Source organism: Siccirubricoccus deserti (assembly GCF_014283215.1).
GTDB classification, from domain to species: domain Bacteria; phylum Pseudomonadota; class Alphaproteobacteria; order Acetobacterales; family Acetobacteraceae; genus Siccirubricoccus; species Siccirubricoccus deserti.
Genome location: NZ_JACOMF010000059.1, coordinates 1 through 16,768 on the forward strand (window position 1 = coordinate 1; position 16,768 = coordinate 16,768).

General features: G+C 70.9%; 18 protein-coding genes and 2 pseudogenes. 12 read left to right on the plus strand and 8 right to left on the minus strand.

Annotated elements, in window-relative coordinates; translation table 11 throughout:
- Positions 1-112, plus strand: a pseudogene (locus tag H7965_RS24805) (IS630 family transposase); the annotation flags it as partial.
- Positions 113-262: 150 nt separating this feature from the next.
- Entirely contained in the window at positions 263-1,288 is a 1,026-nt protein-coding gene (locus H7965_RS24810) for a hypothetical protein (protein ID WP_186773253.1), read from the plus strand.
- A 693-nt stretch (positions 1,289-1,981) separates the two neighbouring features.
- On the opposite strand, the gene H7965_RS24815 is transcribed toward H7965_RS24810, so the two are convergent.
- Entirely contained in the window at positions 1,982-2,188 is a 207-nt protein-coding gene (locus H7965_RS24815) for a hypothetical protein (protein WP_186773254.1), read from the minus strand.
- A gap of 53 nt (positions 2,189-2,241) precedes the next feature.
- On the opposite strand from H7965_RS24815, the gene H7965_RS24820 reads away from it, so the two are divergent.
- From H7965_RS24820 to H7965_RS24850, 8 genes and pseudogenes are all read left to right on the plus strand, one after another.
- Positions 2,242-3,150 carry an SDR family oxidoreductase gene (locus H7965_RS24820; RefSeq protein WP_261394376.1) on the plus strand — a complete coding sequence of 303 codons (909 nt, stop codon included), beginning with the start codon at positions 2,242-2,244 and terminating at the stop codon, positions 3,148-3,150.
- 243 nt (positions 3,151-3,393) lie between these two features.
- On the plus strand, positions 3,394-4,473 hold the full coding sequence (locus H7965_RS24825) for an SDR family oxidoreductase (RefSeq protein WP_186773255.1): 1,080 nt from the start codon (positions 3,394-3,396) through the stop codon (positions 4,471-4,473).
- A 3-nt stretch (positions 4,474-4,476) separates the two neighbouring features.
- Entirely contained in the window at positions 4,477-5,103 is a 627-nt protein-coding gene (locus tag H7965_RS30475) for a hypothetical protein (RefSeq protein ID WP_222440799.1), read from the plus strand.
- 18 nt (positions 5,104-5,121) lie between these two features.
- Positions 5,122-5,718 carry a DUF305 domain-containing protein gene (locus H7965_RS30480; protein WP_222440800.1) on the plus strand — a complete coding sequence of 199 codons (597 nt, stop codon included), beginning with the start codon at positions 5,122-5,124 and terminating at the stop codon, positions 5,716-5,718.
- Positions 5,719-5,788: 70 nt separating this feature from the next.
- Positions 5,789-6,190 carry an SPW repeat domain-containing protein gene (locus tag H7965_RS24835; protein WP_186773256.1) on the plus strand — a complete coding sequence of 134 codons (402 nt, stop codon included), beginning with the start codon at positions 5,789-5,791 and terminating at the stop codon, positions 6,188-6,190.
- A 13-nt stretch (positions 6,191-6,203) separates the two neighbouring features.
- Positions 6,204-6,785: an exopolysaccharide biosynthesis protein gene (locus H7965_RS24840; protein WP_186773257.1), complete on the plus strand. Its 582-nt coding sequence runs from the start codon at positions 6,204-6,206 to the stop codon at positions 6,783-6,785.
- 522 nt (positions 6,786-7,307) lie between these two features.
- Positions 7,308-7,631, plus strand: a pseudogene (locus tag H7965_RS32050) (PAS domain S-box protein); the annotation flags it as partial.
- 164 nt (positions 7,632-7,795) lie between these two features.
- Entirely contained in the window at positions 7,796-8,359 is a 564-nt protein-coding gene (locus H7965_RS24850) for a sensor histidine kinase (protein WP_229682778.1), read from the plus strand.
- Positions 8,360-8,450: 91 nt separating this feature from the next.
- On the opposite strand, the gene H7965_RS24855 is transcribed toward H7965_RS24850, so the two are convergent.
- The 7 genes from H7965_RS24855 to H7965_RS24885 all read right to left on the minus strand — a co-directional run bounded on the left by H7965_RS24855 (position 8,451) and on the right by H7965_RS24885 (position 15,646).
- Positions 8,451-9,293: a cyanophycinase gene (locus H7965_RS24855; protein ID WP_186773260.1), complete on the minus strand. Its 843-nt coding sequence runs from the start codon at positions 9,291-9,293 to the stop codon at positions 8,451-8,453.
- A 7-nt stretch (positions 9,294-9,300) separates the two neighbouring features.
- Complete coding sequence (locus H7965_RS24860) at positions 9,301-10,200, minus strand: isoaspartyl peptidase/L-asparaginase family protein (RefSeq protein ID WP_186773261.1); 900 nt, start codon at positions 10,198-10,200, stop codon at positions 9,301-9,303.
- A gap of 3 nt (positions 10,201-10,203) precedes the next feature.
- A complete protein-coding gene (gene cphA / locus H7965_RS24865; protein ID WP_222440801.1) occupies positions 10,204-12,990 on the minus strand; it encodes a cyanophycin synthetase in 2,787 nt (928 codons plus the stop codon).
- A gap of 394 nt (positions 12,991-13,384) precedes the next feature.
- On the minus strand, positions 13,385-13,654 hold the full coding sequence (locus H7965_RS24870) for a hypothetical protein (RefSeq protein WP_186773262.1): 270 nt from the start codon (positions 13,652-13,654) through the stop codon (positions 13,385-13,387).
- Between the two features lie 253 nt (positions 13,655-13,907).
- Positions 13,908-14,552: a DUF892 family protein gene (locus H7965_RS24875; protein ID WP_186773263.1), complete on the minus strand. Its 645-nt coding sequence runs from the start codon at positions 14,550-14,552 to the stop codon at positions 13,908-13,910.
- 118 nt (positions 14,553-14,670) lie between these two features.
- Positions 14,671-14,874 carry a hypothetical protein gene (locus H7965_RS24880; RefSeq protein WP_186773264.1) on the minus strand — a complete coding sequence of 68 codons (204 nt, stop codon included), beginning with the start codon at positions 14,872-14,874 and terminating at the stop codon, positions 14,671-14,673.
- 226 nt (positions 14,875-15,100) lie between these two features.
- Complete coding sequence (locus H7965_RS24885) at positions 15,101-15,646, minus strand: DUF1440 domain-containing protein (protein WP_186773265.1); 546 nt, start codon at positions 15,644-15,646, stop codon at positions 15,101-15,103.
- A gap of 187 nt (positions 15,647-15,833) precedes the next feature.
- Between H7965_RS24885 and H7965_RS31285 the strand changes: the two genes are divergently transcribed.
- Both H7965_RS31285 and H7965_RS31290 read left to right on the plus strand, forming a co-directional pair.
- Complete coding sequence (locus H7965_RS31285; protein WP_229682777.1) at positions 15,834-16,304, plus strand: DUF2934 domain-containing protein; 471 nt, start codon at positions 15,834-15,836, stop codon at positions 16,302-16,304.
- Positions 16,305-16,546: 242 nt separating this feature from the next.
- Entirely contained in the window at positions 16,547-16,678 is a 132-nt protein-coding gene (locus H7965_RS31290) for a hypothetical protein (protein ID WP_261394375.1), read from the plus strand.
- Positions 16,679-16,768 lie beyond the last annotated feature (90 nt).

Here is a 16,768-nt window from a genome sequence, read left to right on the forward strand (position 1 = left end):
CGCCGCGCGGACCATCGACGGGCTCTGGGATGCCATCCGCGACGCCCTGCCACGCTTTACCCCGGAAGAGTGCCGAAACTACTTCACCGCCGCAGGCTATGAACCAGAATGATCGGATTCCGCCCTAGCCAACCAGGCAGACGCATTCCACAGCCGCCTGATCCGGGCCGGCGTTCTGACCCGGAAGACGAGGCGCAGGGGCGTGCTAGGTCGGGCGCTCAAGGTCGCCTTTCTCGTTCCTGGCCTCACCGCGGGCGGCCACATGAAGATTGGCGGCAAGCTGTTCCTGGCCGCCAGCGGCCCGCACCTCGCCATAGCTGGGCACAGCCGTATCCGGCCGGAAGCAATGCGCGGCCTGCGCTCGCAACTCGAACATCCTGGCGATCCCGCTACCGACGGCGACGACAACCTGGTATGGCCCTGGGGAGACGACTGGCAGCAGCTCCTCGGCCTCCAGCTTCGCAATCTGAGGCAGGGCATCGCCGCCCTCATCGCGGCGCTTGCCGAGGCCGCCGAGACCAAGCCGCACCTGCTGCGTGGCGCCATCCGGGTCCAGCAATGCGAGGTCTGCCGCGATTTCGCCGTCGCCGATGCCGAGAGGCTGGCCCGTCAGCTGGCGGAGCAGCCGATCCAGGACGCCGGCACGCAGATCATCAGGCCCGGGCCGCGGCACGTCGGCAACTCCGTGTGCGTCGCCTGGCATGAAGGGTACGCCAACTCGCCAGAGCGGAAGGCATATGGCAAGCGGCATGATCTGCTGCGCACCGAGGTATCACTGCGGAAGCGGACCGCCGTAAATGCTCTTCTGACCCGGGCTGGCATTCGCCACCCAGCCAGCCCAGAGCTGACGGGCGACGCCGTCGCCAGCGCCCTGAGCGATGTCGCGGCTGCGGCAGCGCCCCTGCTCGACGACGTGCAAGACTTGGTGTGGCAAATGGCCAACGCGCCACGACGAAGCGGATACGAATTCGTACTCGGCTTGGCGCCACTTGTTCGCTTGGTGGAGCGGGAGGAGCGGCTAGCGGGCACTGTTGGCCGGCACACTGGGCCTAAAGTTGCTCAGGATGCGCGACTTGCGCTGGTAAACCTGATCGAGGTGGGGCGGTACCACGCCCGGAGTGGGGCTGGCATGTCCAGCACCAGCAAGGTCCTCGCGGCGCTCCGTGAAATGGTCGACGGAGGGTTTCTCGCGTCGGGACCGAGGAACAGGCGCCTGTTCGTGGTGCGGCCGGAGCATAATGCGGCACGGCGGGCGCTTGCCGCGATCCGATCGGAAGGCGGGCAGTGAGGGGGACGTCGCCGAACATGCCCCTTGGCTTCTGGAGTCCTGGGGTAAGAGGGCAATGGTACGCTAATGGCTATCGTCAGGGGTCAGCAGGAGATATCCGACCGGTGAGCATCGGGTTCCGACGCCATCAGGAAGCTAAGCGGTCATGGCCGCGACTTCACTGAGAACATCAGGCAGAGATCATCGGATTGCGTGAGAAAGCGGTTGGGATACGGTGAGATGCGAAGCAAAGAAAGATTCCGTCAGGGCGTGGGGGCTTGTAAGCGGTAGCCAATCTGAGGTGGTGAAGCCATCGAGGCAATAGAGGTATCCCGGCCGGAGGCTCGGTGGCTGCGACCCGTAAAAGGGCCGCAGCGCATAGGGCCTGGGATACGGCATCGCCAAATCCTCTCTTTCCTCGACCAGCTGGCGGCGCATACGGCAGTATGATTGGTCAGAGGCAGTCATCCTCGGCACGCCATCCGGAGTGAGGATGTAGAGGCTGAGGAAGCTGACGATTTCCACCATCTCGCCGACCGATACCGTGCCACCAGCGTGATCGGATTCCCACGAAGACGGTGCTATCGTCATCCATGGCTCGTTCTCCCTGCGCTGAGGATAGGCCCGCCCCGGCGGGCAAGCCTCGTTCAACCGCGCATCGTAGGACGGGCCACCCGCCTCAGCGCCGGACATACGGTCTTACGGGCGCCCCGCCTATGGCACCAGAGCTACGCTCCGGCCTTTGGCGATCGCGGCCGCTCCCTTCGCAGCGGCCTTCTTCTTTACCTCCTCTATCAAGAGGTCGAGGCCGATGAAGCGCACTTGCTCGCCAGGCCGCCGGGTGAATTCCACCAGCTCTATCCCGAGCTCACCGAACGCCGGACGGAAGTCCACACGCGCGTCGGCCTCCAGCACGGCCACCAGCACCGCGTCCGGGATGTTGAAGAACCTACTGTAGGCTGTCCGGCGTCCGCCTGAAGCCGCTTTCGCGGCAGACCATTGTCATCACCGGTGCGACCTCCGGCATCGGGTTGGCCACCACGCGCATGGCCACCGAGCGCGGCGCGGCGGTGGTGCTTGCTGCCCGCAACGAGGACGCGCTGCGGCGTCTTGCTGAGGAGATCCGTGGCCGCGGCGGACGGGTCGAGTACCAAGTGGCAGACGTGGCCGACCCGGTGCAGGTGGACGCGGTCGCGGCGATGGCCGTCAAGGCCTTCGGAGGCTTTGACTCCTGGATCAACGACGCGGGGGCATTCATCTATGGCCGCATGGAGGACGTCTCGCTGACGGACCAGCGGCGTTTGTTCGACGTGACATACTGGGGCGTGGTTCACGGCACCCTCGCCGCCGCGCGCCACCTTCGGGAGCGGGGCGGGGCGATCGTCAACGTCGGGAGCGTGCTGGGCGACCGGGCCATCGCGCTGCAGGGTCCCTACTGCGCCGCCAAGGGAGCAGTGAGGAACGCTACAGATGCGTTCCGGATGGACTTCGAGGGCGAGGGGCTGCCGATTTCGGTCACGCTGATCAAGCCCGGGCCGATCGACACGCCGTTCATGGAGCACGCGCGTAACGCGACGGGAACCAAGGGGACCCGCAACCCGCCTCCGGCCTACCACCCTCGTGTCGCCGCGCGCGCCATCCTGCACGCCTGCGAAACGCCAGTGCGCGACCTCTACGTCGGCACGGCCGGTTGGCTGACGAGCCTGGGTGGCGCGCTTGCGCCCCGTCTGGACGCACCAGCACCGGATAGATCCGCGGCACCGCGAACAGGCCCTGGCGCAGCTCCTCCGGCAGGTTGTCGAGCACCCGCAACTCGCCCTTCAGCAGGCCGTGGCTCTTGGCGTGGGAGGCACGGACGGCATGGCCGTAGCGGTCCGCCGTGATGCCGCTCTCGCGGGTCATGGCGGCGATGATGCTGTCGATGGTCTCGTCCTCGTCGGGCCGTCGCACCTCGATATCATCGCTGTAGCGGACATAGGCGCGCTGCTCGGACATGGGCCACCACCTGCCGGTCGGTCGTCCGGTCCGAACGCGCCGGCCTGCCTCCGTTTCCGCCGCGATGAGGCGCGCCGGCCACCCGCCGAGGCCCGGCTGCGGTCGGACGCCGTGCGGAACGCTCGTCCACCGTGAACGGTTACTACCAGACCAACCCAGACCGCGCCGGGAGCCGCTCCATCGTGCAGAGCCTACGCAACGCGACCGTGGTGATCGCCGGCGCCTCCAGCGGCATGGGCCTGGCGACGGCGCTGGCCTTCGCCCGGCGCGGCGCCAATCTCGTCCTCGCCGCTCGGCGGCCGGAGGCGCTTGGGCGGGCCGCCCGGCTGTGCGGTGAGGCGGGCGCCGCCCGCGCCCTCGCGGTGCCGACCGACATCGCCGATCCCGCGCAGGTCGGGGCGCTGGCGCGCGCGGCGGTGGAGGCCTTCGGCGGCATCGACATCTGGGTCAACATGGCCGGCCTCGGCGCCTTCGGGCCTTTCGAGGCGATCCCGATCGAGGTCCAGGCGCGCTTGGTCGCGGTGAACCTGGTCGGCGCGATGAACGGCGCCCACGCCGCCCTGCCGCACATGCTTCGGCGGAATCGGGGCGTGATCGTCAACATGGCCTCGATCGGCGCCCGCATCCCGCAGCCCTTCACGGCCGCCTACACCGCCAGCAAATTCGGCCTCGCCGGCTTCACCGATTCGCTGCGCTACGAGCTGCTGGCGCGCTCGCGCGTGCAGGTCTGCGGCGTCTATCCTTCCTTCGTGGACACGCCGGCCTTGCAGCACGCGGCCAACTACTCCGGCCGGGCGCTGCGCCCGGTGCCGCCGCTGCTCGACCCGGAGGAGGTGGCCGAGCGGATCGTCAGGCTGGCGCTGCGCCCGCGCCGCGCGCTGCACATCGGGACGCCGCACGCGCTGGTGCCGGCTTTCTGGCTGGCGCCCGAGGCGGCGGGGCGGTTGATGGGCCGGCTGGCGGCGCGCTTCGGCCTGGGCAGCGGCCCGCGCGCCGCGCGCACGGACGGCGCGCTCCTGGTCCCGATGGCGGAGGGGGCGGGCCTACGCGGCGGCTGGGCCGCGGCGGAGCGGCGGTGGGAGCGACAGATCGCCCTCGGCGCCGTGGTCGCCGCGGCGGTGGGGGTGGCCGCCTTCGTGATCGGCCGCCGCGGCGACCTCGGGCGCGATACCTCACAGCCGGCTCGCCCCCTCCGCCTGGCCGGGCGCTAGGCCATGGCGACGGAGCCGGCGGCCGGGAACCGCCGCGCCTCTGCGGAGTGCCCGGGTGGCGTCTGGCGGCGCAATTGGCGTGCGGCGGCGCTGCTCGGCCTGATCACCAGCACCTTCTCGACCATCCTTAGCCAGCTCGCCGCCGCCCGGATCGGGCGCGACGCGATGGTGGACTGGATGATCGTGGCGGCGATCCCGCTGCGCGACCTGGCGATCCAGGTCGAGCCGGGCTGGGTGGTCATCCTCGCGGGCGTCCTGTTCCACCAATGGGCCGACTTCTCCTGGGCGGTCATCTTCTTCGGGCTGCTCGGCCGGTGGACCGCACACCTCCGCCCCCGCACCCTCCTGCTCATCGCGGTGCCCTGGGCCGTATTCACTTCGAGCACGGAGTGGCTGTTCCTCGTGCCCATCCTGCCGTTCTGGCAGCCGATCTTCACCCTCAACCAGCCCTACTGGATCGGCTTCCTCGTCCACGTCAGTGCCGCCTTGCTCTACCCGCTCTTCCCCTGGCTCCGCGACTGGGTGGCGGGGCGGCAGCCTTCGCCCCATCGCCACTTCGCCAGGATCTGGGGCGGGTTGGCGGCAACGGGCGTCTGTGTTCTCGGCATCCTCGCATTCCTGGGCTGGTAGGGGCGGGAGCTGCCGCACATGGGCGGGAATGTCGCCTTCGACCAAGCCTACATGCGCCGCATGGCCGCGCACCACGCGCAGGGGGTCGAGCTTGGGGTGCTCGCCGCCGAGCAGGCACAGGACTCCCATCTTCGGGCCCTGGCGCGCCTGATGGCCGCCAACCAGAAGGGCGAGATCGCCGTTTTCGAGCAATGGTGGCGCAGTTGGTTCGGCGGCGCCCTGCCGCCCGCCACTGAGGAGGACCACGCCACCATGCCGGGGATGGTGCCGGCGGAGGAGATGGAAGCCCTGAGGCGGGCCGAGGCCGGCGCCTTCGACGCACATTTCGTCGCGACGATGACCTTTCACCACCAAGGCGCGATTGCGATGGCGGACGAAGCCCTCCGCGAGGCCGGCAGTCTTCGGCTCAGGCTGATGTCGCACGCGATCCGCCACGGCCAGCGGGGCGAGATCGAGCTGATGCGGGGCACAGGAGGCTTCGCGGCCGTCGGGGCGGCCGTCTCGAACATGCTGTTGCCCGCTGGCGCGGTCCCTGCGGACGGAGCCCCGCCCCTGGGCGCCGGCGCTGAGCAGCCCCGGCCCGTCATGCACCGCCCGAGCGTTGCCGGCCCATGACGAACCGCGGCGATCCACCGGGCGTTCGGGTGGCTTGATGCACGGCGCCCAGGCGCCAGAGGAGGGCGAGTTGCGGTTCATCTCCACGCGCACGCACGGCGTGATCGACTACCTCATGGGAGCGCTGCTGATCGTCGCACCCTATATCCTGGGCTTCGCCGACGGCACCGCCGCGCAATGGATCCCGCAGATCGTCGGCGCCGTACTGATCGGCGCCGCGCTAATGACCGACTACGAACTCGGGGCCGTCAGGATGATCCCGATGCCGGTCCACCTCTTCCTGGACGTCGCGGCCGGCGCGCTGCTGGCGGTCTCGCCCTGGCTGTTCGGCTTCGCCGACCGGGTTTTTTGGCCGCACCTGATCCTCGGCCTGCTCGAGATCGGCGCGGGGCTGATGACGCGCACAACCCCAGAGACGGCTGCAGCCACGGCCACGGGCCACGCCACCACGGTGGCCGACCGGCACCATTAGACCCCAGTCCGGCATGGGCCCGCGCGTTCCCGGTTCAGTGGCGCTAGACGATCTGCTCGTGGAGATCGGAGGGGGTGAGGTGACGTTCGAGGGTTTGATTGACCGGCTGGGTGAGCGATCCTTCGGCCTCGTCGTGCTGCTGCTGGCGATCGTCGCCCTCGCCCCTGGGGCCTCGACCCTCGCCGGGCTGCTGCTGGCGTTCCTGGCGCTGCAGATGGCGCTGGCGCATCCGCAACCCAGCTTCCCTCGGCATCTGGCCCGCCGCCGCCTCGATGGGCGGCACCTCGCCTGGGCGGCTCGACGGGCCGTCCCGGCGCTGCGGTGCCTGGAGGGGGTCGCCCGTCCGCGCTGGCCCACCCCGCATGGGGCGACGCAGCGGCTGGTCGGCGTCGCCGTGCTCCTGCTCGGGGCGCTGCTGCTCGCCCCCGTACCGCTGAGCAACATCCCCCCGGCGCTCGTCCTGGTCCTGATCGCCTCCGCCCATCTGGAGCGGGACGGGCTCCTGCTCTGCGCCGGCCTCTTGGCGGCCCTCGTCCTGCTCGCGCTCGCCTCGGCCGCCGCCTGGGCGGCGACGAAGGCCTGTGTCGGGTTCTAGCGCCATGGACCGGGAGTGTGCGGAGGGACCGCACCTCAAGGCGGCTGGGCAGGATCCGGATTCAGCCATGCCCTTCGCACGGTCCTGGGCGCTTGATGCCCCCGCGAGAGTGGCAGGCAACGCCCTGGCCATCCCGACCGCCCCGGCGCTACCCGCTGCTCCTCCCCCGTGGGCATTGGGGGCCTGTCTGCGGATGAGGAGCACAACGGGGCGAGCGGGCAGGCCCTGCGCCGGAGGACGCCGCCCTGGCCTGCGAGCGCGACGCCCTGGCGGCCCGAAGTCCAGGCGCTCAGGGCCGCCCTGGCCAGGACCGCAGCCGACGCCGCGCACCGGGACGATGCCGCCGAGCAGACGCGACGGAGGCTCGGCGCCACCGAGGCCCGGCTGACATCGAGGTGCGCGGAGTTGAGCGCCGCGGAGGAGGAGCTGCGCCTGTCGCTCGCAGAGGCGCGGCTCCTGGCCGAGTGCCTCGAAACCGCCAATGTCGCGCTCCTGCGCGCCAACCAGGAGCTCGAACGCCGGGTGTCCGAGCGGACGGCCGAGCTGGAGGCGGCCAACGCCGCGCTCCAGGCGGGCGAGGAGCACCTGCGGCTGATCTTCGAGAGCGCGACCGAATACGCGATCTTCACGCTCGGTCTCGACGGGCGCGTCACGAGCTGGAACCCGGGCGCGCAGCGCATCCTGGGCCGCGAGGCGGACGCGATCCTGGGCCAGCCCGCCGAGATCATCTTCACGCCCGAGGACCGTGCGGCCCGGGTGCACGAGATCGAGATGTGCCGGGCCGTTGAGGAGAGCCGCGCCGCGGACGAGTGCTGGCACCTGCGCGCCAACGGCTCCCGGTTCTGGGCGAGCGGCATGATGATGCCGCTGCCGGACAGCAACGGAGAGCTGCGGGGTTTCCTGAGATCCTGCGTGACCAGACGGCCCGCCGACGCGAGGAGGAGCGCCGCGCGCTGCTGCTCCGCGAGCTGGACCATCGGGTCAAGAACACGCTGGCCACGGTTCAGGCGGTGGCGGCACAAACCCTGCGCCAGGCGAAGGCGCCGGCGGCCCTCCGGACGGCCTTCGAGGCACGGCTCAGGGCGCTCGCCCGCTTGCACGACATGCTGGCCCGCGGCGGCTGGGAGGGCGCCCTGCTGCGCGAGGTGGTCGAGCGGACCCTTGAGCCCCACGCGGTCCCGGAGGGTAGCGGCGTAGTGGGGCGCGTCGCGGCGGACGGGCCGCCAGTCCGGCTGGCGCCGAACACCACCGTCACCCTCAACCTGGCCCTGCACGAGCTGGCGACCAACGCGGCAAAGTATGGCGCGCTCTCGGCGCCTGGCGGTCGCGTCGAGGTGGCCTGGACGCTGGAGCGGGCGGGCAAGCGTGGGGCGCCGCCCCTGGTCGAGATCGTCTGGCGCGAGCGCGGCGGACCGCCGGTGTGGCCGCCCGAGCACCGTGGCTTCGGCTCGCCGCTACTGGAGCGCGGCCTGACGCGGGAGTGCGGCGGCGAGGTGCGGCTCGACTTCGCGCCCGAGGGGGTCGAGTGCCGCATCCGCCTGCCGCTGAACACGACCGAGAATGGTGCGGCCTGACGGAGCCGCGCGGGCTCGGCGGTGCCGCCGCCCCGCCGCTGGGACGTCGGGACACCACGCGGGAAAGGGCGTGGAACAGCCGAGGTAGCGGTCACTCGCCCGCGGCCTGCTCCTCCAGAGTCTCGCTCTCGCGCAGAGCGGATGCCTCCACCGGTCGGCGCCGGCCCAGATCGAAGCTATCGCCCGCGCTGAGGACATGTATGCGGACGTCATACATCGACAATGCCCGCTGGGGCTCGGCCTCCGCGACGTTGGAGTGGGTGACGCCGGCTCCATCCACCACATAGACACCACCATCCCCGATCACCTCGAAGCGCCGGCCACGCACAACGATGGCGGTGTCCTCGTCGATGCCGACGCCGAGCTCCCGAGGGTTCTGCGCCACCGCCCCAAGCAGCCGGCCGATTCGGCCGCGCTCGGCGAAGTGCTGGTCGATGATCACGTCGCGGATCAGCCCGAGACCCGGGGCCATGTGCAGATCGCCAATGCGGTATGATTCCCCGCTACTGCCCTTCACCAGCATGGTATCACTCATGGCTGCGGCGCCGGCGGAGGTCCCGGCGACGACCCCACCACGCTGGAAGATCTCGCGCACGCGCTGCTCCACCAGCGTGTCCCCCAGCGTGCTGCTGATCCGCAGCTGGTCGCCGCCGGAGAAGAACACCCCGGTCGCGCCCTCGAAGACCTTCAGCTTTTCCTCGGAGGTCGTCTCCGACCGCTCCTTCACGTAGAGCTCGACGAGGTCGGTCACCCCGAGGTCTGCAAAGGCGCGCTGGTAGGCCTCGAAGTACCCCTCCGGCTCATGCGAGGCGACCGTGGCGAGCACGAGCCTGCCGCCCCGCACCAGGCGTGCAACCTCCTTCAGGATCACCCGGTCTCCATCCCTGTCCTCGTGGCCGCCGATGATCACGAGTGTTCCCTGCTTCCTGGTCATGCGTTCATCATGCGCTGCCCTCGCCCTCCTCCTCGCTCCTGTGCAGATGCACCCGTGGCCAGTCCATGGCACTGGTGACGTAGGCGACTGCGAAATGCGGGCTGCTGTGCGCCCAGCCGATCCGGCCCTGGCGGTTGAGGACGATACCGCCCGCCTCTCCCCCGACCCTCTCCAGGCGTCGGAGCGCCGCCTCTATGGCGATCTGCGGCATGTCCCCTGCCTCCAGGGATTGGATCACCCTGGCCGCCAGCATCGTCCGGGCGATACTCTCCCCGTCGCCGGAGAAGGCCACGCCGCCGGACCCATTGTCGGCATAGAGCCCACAACCGGGTAACGGTGAATCCCCGACCCGTCCGACTAGGCATCCCGTCAGGCCGCCGGTCGAGGTCCCAGCGGCAAGGTCGCCGTCGAGGTCGAGCGCCACGCAACCGACCGTGTCGTGCCCACCCTTGGTTGCGGCGCCCCCTGGCTCACGCGGAATTAGATCCTGCGGGTCGCAGAGTTCCGCTCCCCGCTCGGCGGCGAAGCGAGCCGCGCCCTCCGCCGCCAGGAGCGTCGGCGCCTCCCGCAGCATCAATCGAGCGACACTGACGGGATGGCGCACACTCTGGATCGCTGCTACGCCGCCGATGTCCAGCGTCGTCCCGTCCATCACGGCGGCGTCCATCTCGATCTCGCCCTTGGCATTGAGGACCGACCCGTGGCCGGCGTTGAAGGTCGGATCGTCCTCCAGAGCCCTAATCGCGGCCTCTACCGCATCGAGCGCGGTCCCGCCCCGGCGCAGAACCGCTGCGCCGACCGTCAGCGCCGTCAGGCAACCGGCGCGGTTGGCCTCCTCCTGCTCCGGCGCGATATCCTTGGCACCCCCGTGCAGGATGAGGGCCCAGGTCGCCCGCTCCGGCGACATTGCTCAGCCCCACGCCGTCGCCGCCACCTCGGCGACCGGTGGGCTTGCTGTCGGATCGAAGCCGACCACCTGCTGCCAGATCTCCTCAACCGAGCTCGGCGTCAGGACCACAAGGTCGCCGGGGCGCGCCATCCTGAGACAGGCGATGGCCGCCTCCGCCTCGTCGTGAATGCAATGGATCCGTTCGGGTGGAAAACCGGCCTCTTGCGCGCCTTCGGAGAGCAGCCGCATCACCTCACCATCCGCACGTCCCCGCCCGTCCGGACGCTCGCGGAAGACGAGCTCGTCGAAGACGCCGGCCGCGGCGATCCGCCCCATCTCGCGGATATCCTTCTCGCGGCGGTCGCCCGGGATGCTGACCATGCCGATGCTCCGCCGGTAACCCGACCGAAGCTTCCAGGCGAGATCGCATAAGGCGCTGAGCCCGGCAGGATTGTGGGCATAATCAACGATCACCCGAAAGCCGTGGCCGTCGAACACATTCAGCCGACCAGGATTTTGCTCGAAGGAGTTGGTGAAGCCCACCAGCGCGCCGCGGATTACCGGCAGCGGCACGCCCTGCGCGTAGGTCATGGCCACGGCCGCCAGCGCATTCTGGACGTTGAATTCCGCCATTCCGCCCAGGGTCGCCGGAATCTCCGCCGCCCCCATCAGGGGCAGGCGCCGCCGATCGTCATGGACCACGATCTCGCCGCCATGTGGGTTGGTCTCGCGCACCACGGCCAGCAAACCCCCTCCCACATGCCGCCGCAGGAAGTCGGGCATGTCCGCGCCGCCGCGCAGGGAGAAGTAGACGGTGCGTCCGCCGGCATGTCGCTCCATCTCGGCCACCAGCGGATCGTCGGCGTTCAAGACGCTGTGGCCGTCCCGATGCACCGCCTCCGCCACGATCGACTTGACCCGGGCCAGGTCCTCCAGCGTGTCCACGCCCTTCAGGCCAAGGTGATCGGCCGCCACATTGAGCACCGTGCCCACATCGCAACGGTTGAAGCCCAATCCCTCGCGCAGCATGCCGCCGCGCGCGGTCTCCAGCACCGCCGCCTCGACCGTCGGATCCCGCAGCACCGTGCGCGCGCTCTTGGGGCCGCTGGCATCCCCTCCCGAGACCAGCGCGTCATCCACGTAGATGCCGCTGGTCGTGGTGTAGCCGACCCTGAGGCCACTCCGGCGCAGGATGTGCGCCACCATCCGCACCGTGGTGGACTTGCCGTTGGTGCCCGTCACCGCCAGCACTGGGATGCGTCCGGTCTCGCCGCGGGGAAAGAGAATGTCCAGTACCGGTCGGGCGACATCGCGCGGGCGCCCCTCCGAGGGCTCTAGGTGCATGCGGAAGCCCGGCGCCGCGTTCACCTCTACGATGCCGCCGCCGGTCTCGCGCACGGGCTGGCCGATGTCGGGCGCCAGGAAGTCGATACCCGCGACGTCCAGGCCGACCGCCAGGGCCGCGCGTCGGGCAATGGCGGCGTTCTCAGGGTGGATCTCGTCCGTGCGGTCGATAGCCGTGCCGCCCGTGGAGAGGTTCGCCGTCTCGCGGAGCTGCACCACCCGCCCCGCATGCGGCACGGCGTCGAGCGAGAACCCGGTGCGCGCCAGCAGGCCGAGGACCTGCTCGTCCACCACGATGCGAGTCATAACCTTCTCGTGCCCCTCGCCGCGGCGTGGATCGCGGTTCGCCTCCTCGATCAGCTCGGCGACGCTGCGCCGGCCGTCGCCGACGACATGGGCCGGCACGCGCTCGGCAACAGCCACGACCTCGCCGCCAACGACGAGGATGCGGTGGTCGCGGCCGCGGACATGCTGCTCGACCACCACTCGCCGGCCATGCCGGGCCGCCTCGGCGAAGCCGCGGCGGATTTCGTCGGCGGTCGTCAGCCCGGTGCTGACGCCCCGGCCGTGGTTGCCGTCGAGCGGCTTGGTGACGACCGGGAAGCCCAGCCGCTCGGCTTCGCGCACGGCCGCCTCCGCGTCGCGCACCACGGATCCCTTCGGGACCGGTACCCCAGCCTGGGTGAGCAGGGCCCTGGTGAGGTCCTTGTCGCTCGCGTTCTCGACCGCGATGTGGGAGGTGCGCCCGGTGATGCTGGCGCGCAGTCGCTGCTGGTGCTTCCCCCAGCCGAGCTGGACCAGGCTGTGCTCGTCCAGCCGCATCACGGGGATGCCGCGGCGCTCCGCCTCCTCGACCAGCGATCTTGTGGTGGGCCCTAGCGCCGTGCTCCGGACCAGGCGCGCCAGCCGGTCGAGCGCGGCCGGCATGTCGAAGGGACTGTCAGCCTCTGTGAGATCGGCCTGCTCGTCCTCGGCGATGCGGTCCAGGCCCTGCACGCCGCGCATATCCAGAGGCAGGAGTGAATCGACTAGTTCCAGGGCGAGCCGGCCTGCGAGCAGTCCGACCGCCTCCTCGCGATAGGCGTAGAGGATGTCGTAGACGCCCTCGTGGCCCTTGACGGAGCGGGTCTTGCCGCGCGTCACCGGGCTGCCGGCGAGGCACTGGAGCTCGATCGCCACATGCTCCGCGACATGGCCGAGCCAGGTGCCATCCCGCAGACGGCGGACCAGGCCACCCGGCTCATTGAAGGAGCAGCCATGCTGGCCGAGACCGGGCAGCATGGCCAGCAGCGCGTCGTTGAAGCCAAGCAGGCGATCAGACGGCCAAGCCTCGAGGGCGCCGAGGTCCAGCCGGATCCGCACCATCGGGGTGTGGCTGTAGAAGTGCGGGCCCCGGTAGACGCCGGTCTCGATCACGCGCATGCCGCCGGAGGCTGTCCGAGGAGGGCGGCCATCTTCGGCCATGGAGGCGTTCCTTGTCGTCCTGCACCGCAGATGGTGGGACTGCGTAACCCGCTCGCGCGCCCCGCGTTCCTCCGCGCCTCGGCCTTCCTGCGTCTGGATTTGGGCAATTCATCGTTTGCCAGGGGCACCCGATCGTGCCCGCACCATCGTGGAGACGGCGGCGCAAAGATGTAGCGATGTGCTCCAACTCCATTGCCCCGATGCACGGGACCGCATCGGATTGCCCTACGGCGGACGCTCCGCGGCCTCCGCGAACGATGCGCGTCGTCGGAGCGCGATCGCTCGCAAGGGGCGCCCGGGCCGGCGCCGCGGGATAATGCAGGCCGACGACCTCGCGGACGACGTTGGTCCAGGCCGCGCCGGCCCGGTGGCCTGAATCGGCCGCTGTGGGACCTCAGCCCGAGGAGAGCCAGATCGCCGCGCTGGCCAGCGCGGCGACCAGCAGGATGCACCAGAGCAGGCGCAGGCCAAGCCGGCTCCCGCCGCGGTCGTGGGGGTGCTCCGGCGGGTAGGACTGGGTGCGCTCCGCCTGGCGGACGGCGGCCACCAGCTCCGGCGAGGGCGGCGCGCCCGCGCTTCGGCGTTGGTGCCGAGCTGCGACATGGCTCGGGTCGAGCACCGGCACTTTATCGCCGGTCGCGCCGCTGTCGATGTCCTGCCTCAACTGCGCGGCCGTGGCGCCGGGGCCACGGTCAGGGGCGTGCGGGGGCGCGGCTCCAGCTCCGTAGGGGCGTCGTGCCGGGGCATATCGTCGTGACGGGCCATGCTGGCGATCTCCGTGCCTCCGGTCACGGGCCGCGGGCGGTCCGGTGCGCATCGCGGCGATGCGCACCGCCGCCTGGCGACCACGCCGTGGCTTTGAGGGGACGCGGATTGCGAGCCACTCTCCTCCCGTCCGTCCGTCGTGCCGCCCGGGATCAATGCGCCACATCGCCCGAGCGCAGCACCGATTCCGCGGCGAACCGGGCAAGAACCTGGGCGGCGGCGTGCCTCTCCTGCGCCGTCAGGTCGAGGAGCCGGGCGATGAGGTGCGCCCCGGCGACGTTGGCGAGGAGCCGCAGGGCCACCGCCTCCTCGGCCCCGTTCCGCTCGCATCGCCGCAGGGCGTCGGCCAGGGCGGCGTCGGACCCCGGCCCCGGCCGGGACGCGGCGGCGCCCCGGAGCGCGTCGGCCACCGCTGTGACATCGGCCAAGACCCGTGGGTCGCCGCCGCCAGAGTCCTCGCGCAGCGACGCGAAGGCGTGGTCGAGGCGGTGCAACTGCTCCTCCGCCTCGCCGAGCAGGCGCACGAGCAGGCGACGCAGCGCGGGGGAGGCGGCGGCGGCGTCCGGGGCCCACCGGCGAAGCGCTTCGACCTGTGCCGTCGCGGCGGCGTACGCGTCGCGCAGCCCCGCCAGCAGACGGCGCCGCTGGGCATGCTTGGCCTTCTCGGCCGGTGGCCGAGGCAATGCAATGACGACACCTGCCACCTCCCGACGGCCCGGCCGGGCGGCCGGCATCGGCGGTCCGGAGGAATGCGGGCCGTGGATACCGCTGGATCTGGCGTTGTCGATGCCCTTCATGGTCGCTCCTCCTCCGCAGTCGCGTCAGCTCCCTCCGCCTCGGTCTTGCCACCGCCGGGCGGCGTGGCGCCGCGGAGCGGTCACGGCCGGGGCGAGGGTCACCCCGGCCTCGGGGTTGTCATTTGGTGGTACCCCGCGGCCGCTTGCGGACCTGGCCGCCGCGGGGCGGTCGCCCTGCCGGGTCGCTGCTGGTGGTCGCCTTCGCCCGGCGCGCCGGCGCTGCCATCTCCCCGGCCACGTTGTCATTGGAGGCCGGCAACTCGATCCGATAGCCGTCTGCCGCAGGCCCGCGCCGTGCGGGGAAGCGCTGCTCTTCAGCCATGCTCGCCCTCCTTCAGCCCTTGTCCCGGACCCTTCGACGCCACACGGCGCACGCCGCGGACCCAGAGAAGCCCACCCGAGGCGGCGTGCGCATGAACATCTGGCGATTCCGCGCCGGTAACAGCATCGATGCGACGAGGTCCGCCAGCCGAGGCCGCCGTGCGCGCGGGGGCGTCCCAGCGGGAGCGCTTGCTGCCCTGCCCTCGGGCGGACCCGAACATGCGCCGCTAGCGCACTTGGCTCCTGCCTTGGTGGAGGAGATCGAGGACCGCGTCCGTGACGGCGCCGTAGACCAGGTGCGCGACCAAGCCACGCGCATGCGCCTGCCAGGGATACCTCCTGGGATCGGCGGAGAGGCCGGTCGCGGCATTCAGCAACTCGTCGTGGACCAGGAAGAGGCTGAGCCCGTAGAGCAGGCCCCGCCCCGTCCCCACCACAGGGGCGCGCTCCCGCAGCGCGCCGTAGAGTGCGCCCGGGCCGATGCCGATGGCGTAGTGGACCGCGACACCTGCCGGATGAGGCTGCGGGGGCGAGAGTTCGGCGCCGATCGCCGCTTCTGCCGCTTTGTTCGCCATGACATGCGCGGGATCCATCTCGCCCGGGCGGACCGCCTGTGTCCGCCATCGCGCCTCTGGGTCCTCGTGGCGGAACATGAACCAATCCACCCGGTCCATGACCCACACACCGACCGCGCCCGCGACGGCGCCCAGCAGCATGTCGGCCGCGATGCCGCCAGTGCCGGATTCCCGCAGGCCGCCGTCTCCCGAATGCATCCCGTCCTCCGTCGCGCCGTGCTGCTCGACCCCAATCGCAAACAGGGGCGAAGGAATTCGGTTCCGGCAGGCCTTCGTTCGCCTCACCTGGGCCTACCGGCGCGCCACAGGCGGAAGGAATTCGCATGGCGCTGCCTTTCCAGCGTGCCTGCGTCGCATCCTCGCTCAGCAGACCAGGGAGGGCCCAATGCAGGACCAGGAGCGCATCCGTCGACGCGCACACGAGATCTGGGAACGGGAAGGACGGCCCGAGGGCCGTCACGAGGAGCACTGGGCGCAGGCGTGCCGGGAGATCGAGGGCGGGGGCGGTCCGTCGCTGGAGCCCAGCGCGCCCGACGATGCCCCGACGCCCACCGCCCCGGGCGGCGGCGCCACGCCCGCCCAGTCCGCCGCCGCCGCGAATGTCCTCGGCCCACTCGCAAGGCCGAGACCGGCTCGCCGGGGCGGGAGGCCGGTACAGCTGGCTCCGGCAGGGAGGCGAGCGGTTAGCACCGCACAGGCAGTTCGGATCCGAGGACGGCGGCAGAGCGCGACCGGGCTGGGGTCAGGCTTCGGTGCGTCTCCTCGGGGCTGCGTCATGGGACGCTCGGGCAGGCGGTCGTGCCTGGGTCGTCCTCTGCCGCCGCAACCCCAGGGACGCGGCTGCGCCGGGAGTTGACGGGGACGGCCATCCACCCGCTCACGCGAGGGCCTGCCATGCCCTACCGTAACGGCCCTGCGCGTCCTGCCCGCCCCTTCTGCACTAGTTGCAGCAAGCGACGGGACGGGCGGTGGCGGCGGAACAGGATCGAACCGGCCGAGGATGCGCCCGTTAGGGCTGCTATGCACGGACGCGCCCTGCACGTTCGGCGTCCCAGAGACGAGATCGGACAGGAGCATGGCACAGCGGGAGTATCGCCCATGACCGGCAGCGAGAGGGCCAAGGAGATCTACCTAACCGGCCTGCGGAACCAGCACGGGGTCGAGGCCCAGGCGATCGAGACCATCGAGCGCGAGCTAGGAGCGCGTCCCGGTAACCGCATTTCGGACTGACCGCCGCTGGGGCGGAGCGGTATTCCTCGCCGGCGCGCCCGCCGTGCATCAGGCAGCGGCTGCCCTGGCGAGCTTGGTGAGGTTATGGGC

Excerpts from the sequence above, each read along its gene's own strand:
- H7965_RS24810 (WP_186773253.1), top strand. The coding sequence starts at position 263 with ATGAAGATTGGCGGCAAGCTGTTCCTGGCCGCCAGCGGCCCGCACCTC.
- H7965_RS30475 (WP_222440799.1), top strand. The coding sequence starts at position 4,477 with ATGGCGACGGAGCCGGCGGCCGGGAACCGCCGCGCCTCTGCGGAGTGC.
- H7965_RS30480 (WP_222440800.1), top strand. The coding sequence starts at position 5,122 with ATGGGCGGGAATGTCGCCTTCGACCAAGCCTACATGCGCCGCATGGCC.
- H7965_RS24840 (WP_186773257.1), top strand. The coding sequence starts at position 6,204 with ATGGGCCCGCGCGTTCCCGGTTCAGTGGCGCTAGACGATCTGCTCGTG.
- H7965_RS24855 (WP_186773260.1), bottom strand. The coding sequence starts at position 9,293 with ATGACCAGGAAGCAGGGAACACTCGTGATCATCGGCGGCCACGAGGAC.
- H7965_RS24860 (WP_186773261.1), bottom strand. The coding sequence starts at position 10,200 with ATGTCGCCGGAGCGGGCGACCTGGGCCCTCATCCTGCACGGGGGTGCC.
- cphA (WP_222440801.1), bottom strand. The coding sequence starts at position 12,990 with ATGGCCGAAGATGGCCGCCCTCCTCGGACAGCCTCCGGCGGCATGCGC.
- H7965_RS24875 (WP_186773263.1), bottom strand. The coding sequence starts at position 14,552 with ATGAAGGGCATCGACAACGCCAGATCCAGCGGTATCCACGGCCCGCAT.
- H7965_RS24880 (WP_186773264.1), bottom strand. The coding sequence starts at position 14,874 with ATGGCTGAAGAGCAGCGCTTCCCCGCACGGCGCGGGCCTGCGGCAGAC.
- H7965_RS24885 (WP_186773265.1), bottom strand. The coding sequence starts at position 15,646 with ATGCATTCGGGAGACGGCGGCCTGCGGGAATCCGGCACTGGCGGCATC.
- H7965_RS31285 (WP_229682777.1), top strand. The coding sequence starts at position 15,834 with ATGCAGGACCAGGAGCGCATCCGTCGACGCGCACACGAGATCTGGGAA.
- H7965_RS31290 (WP_261394375.1), top strand. The coding sequence starts at position 16,547 with ATGACCGGCAGCGAGAGGGCCAAGGAGATCTACCTAACCGGCCTGCGG.